The 4597-nt window shown below is 57.5% G+C and carries 3 protein-coding genes; all 3 read right to left on the reverse strand.

Features of this window, described 5'->3' with window-relative positions:
* A partial coding sequence (locus ACRAUW_RS16880; RefSeq protein ID WP_431363204.1) for a virulence RhuM family protein occupies nt 1-397 on the reverse strand: 397 nt, incomplete at its 3' end.
* Nucleotides 390-1907: an N-6 DNA methylase gene (locus ACRAUW_RS16885; protein WP_431363205.1), complete on the reverse strand. Its 1518-nt coding sequence runs from the start codon at nt 1905-1907 to the stop codon at nt 390-392. The genes ACRAUW_RS16880 and ACRAUW_RS16885, both read right to left, overlap by 8 nt.
* A gap of 120 nt (nt 1908-2027) precedes the next feature.
* Nucleotides 2028-4508: an EcoAI/FtnUII family type I restriction enzme subunit R gene (hsdR, locus tag ACRAUW_RS16890; protein WP_431363206.1), complete on the reverse strand. Its 2481-nt coding sequence runs from the start codon at nt 4506-4508 to the stop codon at nt 2028-2030.
* Between the last annotated feature and the right edge of the window lie 89 nt (nt 4509-4597).

The following is a 4597-nucleotide window of genomic DNA, read 5'->3' on the forward strand; positions in this document are numbered from 1 at the left end:
CCAGTTCGCGGGCATTTTGCTCAAAGCGCTGCTGGTTGAGGGTGTAGCCGTTGATCAGGTGCTCTTTTAACAGCCGGGTGGCCCACTGGCGAAAGCGCACCCCTTGCGGTGACTTGACCCGATAGCCGACCGAGATGATGACGTCGAGGTTGTAGTGTTGGGTATCGTAGCTTTTACCATCGCTGGCAGTTGTCCGGAAATTCCGGACAACTGCACTCTCTTCCAGCTCGCCCTCTTTAAACAGGTTGCGAATATGCTCGGAGATGGTGCGTTTGTTTTTGGCAAACAGCTGGGCCAGTTGGGCCTGATTGAGCCAGACGGTCTCCTGTTGCAGGGTGACGGTGATCTCGCCGCACTCCCCCTCGAAGATGGCAATCTGTTGCGCCGCGTCACTCATGGTCTTGACCTGCCTTGCCCTTGCCGAGCGGTGCCTTGTTGCCCAAGGCATCACCCAGAATGGCTTTTAGCTGGTCACGCAGGGTCTGGATTTCAGCCTGCTCTGTGGCATAGCGTTCCAGCAGCTCGTCAGGATCGTGGCTTATTTGCTCGCCGACATGGGGGTTTTTGATATCGAGGTTAAAGTTACGCTCGATAATGGTCTCAATGCTGACCTTCCAGGCTTGTTCGTTCTCAACCCGGGCAGCAAAACCGTCCGCCTCATCCCCCCACCAGGCGATCTCGGCCTCAAACTCCTCGAACTTCATCGGCTTGGTTTTGCTGTAGCTCTTCACCCCAGCCGGATAGGGGTGCTCGTAGAACCAGACATCCTTGGTGGGCTGGCCCTTGGTGAAGAAGAGGATATTGGTCTTGATGCCGGTATAGGGGGCAAACACGCCGTTGGGCAGCCGCACTATGGTGTGCAGGTTGCACTCAGCAGTGAGCAGTTGCTTGATCTTGGTTTTGACCCCTTCGCCAAACAGGGTGCCATCGGGCAGTACCACGGCGGCGCGGCCGCCCTTGCCATCTGTTGCCGGGGCAAGGACTTCGATAATCAGCTGCAGGAACAGGTCGGCAGTTTCGCGGGTGCGCAGATCGGCGGGGAAGTTCTGCTCGATACCATCCTCTTCGGTGCCGCCAAACGGCGGGTTAGTGAGGATCACATCGATATCGCTATCCCAGCTCGACAGCGGCTTGTCGAGGGTGTTGCCGTGGCGAATTTGCACCGGCACCTCGATGCCGTGGAGCAGCATATTGGTGGTGCAAAGGAGGTGCGGCAGCTGCTTCTTCTCAACCCCCAGGATCTGCTGCTGCAGGGTCTGATGGTCGGCAGCGGTCTCGACATAGTGCTCTTTGACATGGTCGAAGGCGCAGGCGAGAAAGCCGCCGGTACCGCAGGCCGGGTCCATGATCCGCTCGCCGAGTTTGGGGTCGATGCGGTTGACCATAAAGCGGGTGACGGCGCGGGGGGTGTAGAACTCGCCCGCGTTACCGGCGCTTTGCAGGTCGCGCAGGATCTGCTCGTAGATGTCGCCAAACAGGTGGCGTTCGCTGCTGTCGGTAAAGTCGATCTCGTTGAGCTTGTTGATCACCTGCTTGAGCAGGGTGCCGTTCTTCATGTAGTTGAAGGCATCAGAGAACGCCTCTTTCACCACATAGCCACGGGGGTTGAGACTGATATTGGCAGGCTGATTTTTCAGGCTGTCGAACAGATCGTTGTTGACGAAATCGAGCAGGGCATCGCCGGTCAACCCTTCGCTATTGGCCGCCCACTTGCGCCACAGGAAACGCTCGGGGATGGGGCAGCGGTAGTTATCCTGCTCAAACTCCAGCTCCTCTTCCTGGGCGTCGAACACTTTCAAAAACAGCAGCCAGGAGAGCTGGCCGAGACGCTGGGCATCGCCGTCGATACCGGCGTCCTTGCGCATGATGTCCTGAATGGATTTGATGACTGAGCTGATGGATGACATGGGATTCTCTGCTTTTTACAAAAATGGTGACGAATACAGGGGCGAATGCGTCAGGAGTATCGATCAAACAAGCGGCCATCATTGGAATGGCCGCATGGTAGTTCAGAAGCAGTCAGGCCGTCAGGCGCTCTGCTGCTCACGGTAAATTTCTTGCTCCAGTTCGGTGATGGCCTGCTCGAACTGTTTGGGGCCACCAAACCCCTTCTTGGCCAACTCCAGCGGGCGACCCAACTCGGTAAAGGGGGCCACTTTTAGCGCATCCTTGGTCTCAATCTCGGTCACCCCCTGATCGGCATACTTGTCGAGCAGGCTGGTAAGCACCTGCTGGGCGGTGTCGTTGTACTTGGTGAAGTAGTTGCGCTTTTTGACGTTGTTGGCCCGCTCGCGGCGGGTCAGTGGCGGCTGATCGTATACCACATGGCAGATAAGGTCGAACGGGTCGAGCTCCTTACCCACTTCCTGCTCCAACACCTCCCACAGCACGCCCGCCTGCGCCAGCTCATCCATGATGGCTTGCTTGCGCTCGGCGGCTTGCCAGCGTTTGGTGAAGGCATCGAGGGTGGCAAACTCTTTGAGCAGGGTCTTTTTGGTGTAGTCCTTGAAAGATTCGGTCACCAGCTTGCCATCGGCATCGTAATACTGCACCCGCTCGGCGATGACGCTGACCGCCACGCCGTTGACATAATACTTGCTGACCCCGGGCTCGGGGCCACCCAGCGGGCCTGTGCCCTGCCCCCCTGCGCCCTGACTCCCTGCGCCACTGTGGCCACCGTCACTGCCGGTTGTGTAGCTGTTGGGCTCTTCATCGACCCCGGGGGCAAACGGATCGTCATGGTCGCCGGGTTCGTCGGCTGGCAGTGGATCGGCGCCATCGATGATATCGCCCAAGCCATCATCGGGGTTGTTGATGTCTGCCGGTTTGACCACCATGACGCGCTCCGGCTCGCCATCGAAACGGGGATCGGCAAACAGCTCGGTGGCCTTCTTGAAGTCGAGAATGGTGAACCAGAGCTTGCCGTACTTGTCATCGATACGGGTACCACGGCCGATGATCTGCTTGAACTTGGTCATGGACTGGATATTTTGGTCCAGCACCACCAGCTTGCAGGTTTTGGCATCGACGCCGGTGGTCATCAGCTCGGAAGTGGTGGCTATAACCGGATAGGGCTTTTTCGGGTTGATGAAGTTGTCGAGCTGGGCCTTGCCCAACTCATCATCGCCGGTGATTTTCATCACATAGCGCTCATCCTTGGCCATCTGTTCCGGGTTGAGGTTGACCAGCGCCCGGCGCATCCGGTCGGCATGATCGATGTCGTTGCAGAACACGATGGTCTTGGCCATCGGGTCGGTTTTCTTGAGGTAGTTGGTGATAGTCTCGGCCACCAGCTGGGTGCGTTCGTCGATCACCAGAGTGCGGTCGAAATCCTTCTGGTTATAGATACGGTCTTCAATCAGGTTGCCCTGTTTGTCCATCTGCCCTTTGGTGGGACGCCACCCCTGCAGATCGACATCGATATCGACCCGCACCACCTTGTAGGGGGCAAGAAAACCATCTTCGATCCCCTCTTTGAGGGAGTAGGTATAAACAGGGTCACCGAAGTAATCGGTGCTGGAGACGGTTTCGGTCTCTTTGGGGGTGGCGGTGAGACCAATCTGGGTGGCCGATGAGAAGTATTCGAGGATCTCGCGCCAGGCGCTCTCTTCGGCGGCGCTGCCCCGATGGCACTCATCCACCACGATCAGGTCGAAGAAGTCGGGTGAGACCTGCTTAAAGGCTTTCTGCGACTCTTCCGGCCCGGTGAGCGCCTGATAGAGGGCAAGGTGGATCTCATAGGCAGGATCGATCGTGCGCCCGGTAACCTTGGTCATGGCCGAGCCAAAGGGCTGAAAATCATTGATCTTGGTTTGATCTACCAGAATGTTGCGATCGGCCAGAAACAGGATGCGCTTCTTGGCGCCCGCCTTCCACAAACGCCAGATGATCTGGAATGCGGTGTAGGTCTTGCCGGTGCCGGTGGCCATCACCAGCAATACCCGATCCTCACCTTTCGAGATGGCTTCTACGGTCTTGTTGATGGCCTGCAGCTGGTAGTAGCGGGGCGTTTTGTCACTGCCATCGGAGTAGTAGTCCTGGCTGATGATGGGCAACTGCGCTTGGCTGTAGCCCTTCCAGGTGCAGAGCTTGTCCCAAAGCTGGCCGGGGCTGGGGAAATCCTCCAGCGCGATCTCGGATTCCAGCTTGGCCGGATTGGTCTTGTCATGAAATACGAAGCCATCGCCGTTGCTGGCAAACGTGAACGGCACATCCAGCAGGCGGGCATAATCGAGCCCCTGCTGCATCCCCTTGCCAATCTCATGCTTGTTGGCTTTGGCCTCGATCACCGCCAGTGGCAAGCCCATCTTGTGATAGAGCACGATATCGGCCGATTTGACCTTCTTGCGTGCCGCCATCTGGCCGCGCACCACCACCTTGCCATCCCGCAACGGTACTTCTTGGCGGATCTGGGTCAGATCATCCCACCCGGCAGCCTTGATAGCAGGCAGCAGGTACTTTGAGATGATGTCGGCTTCGGTAAGGGTTGCTTTGTTGATCTCGGCCATGAGCACTCTTCCGGTCGGGGGACAATATTGCTCAAGATTCTCTCATAAATTCAGCCGGGTTTTGTTGATTTCAGACTCATAAAGCAACA

Origin of the sequence: Aeromonas sp., from assembly GCF_050633025.1 — a bacterium.
Taxonomy (GTDB): domain Bacteria; phylum Pseudomonadota; class Gammaproteobacteria; order Enterobacterales; family Aeromonadaceae; genus Aeromonas.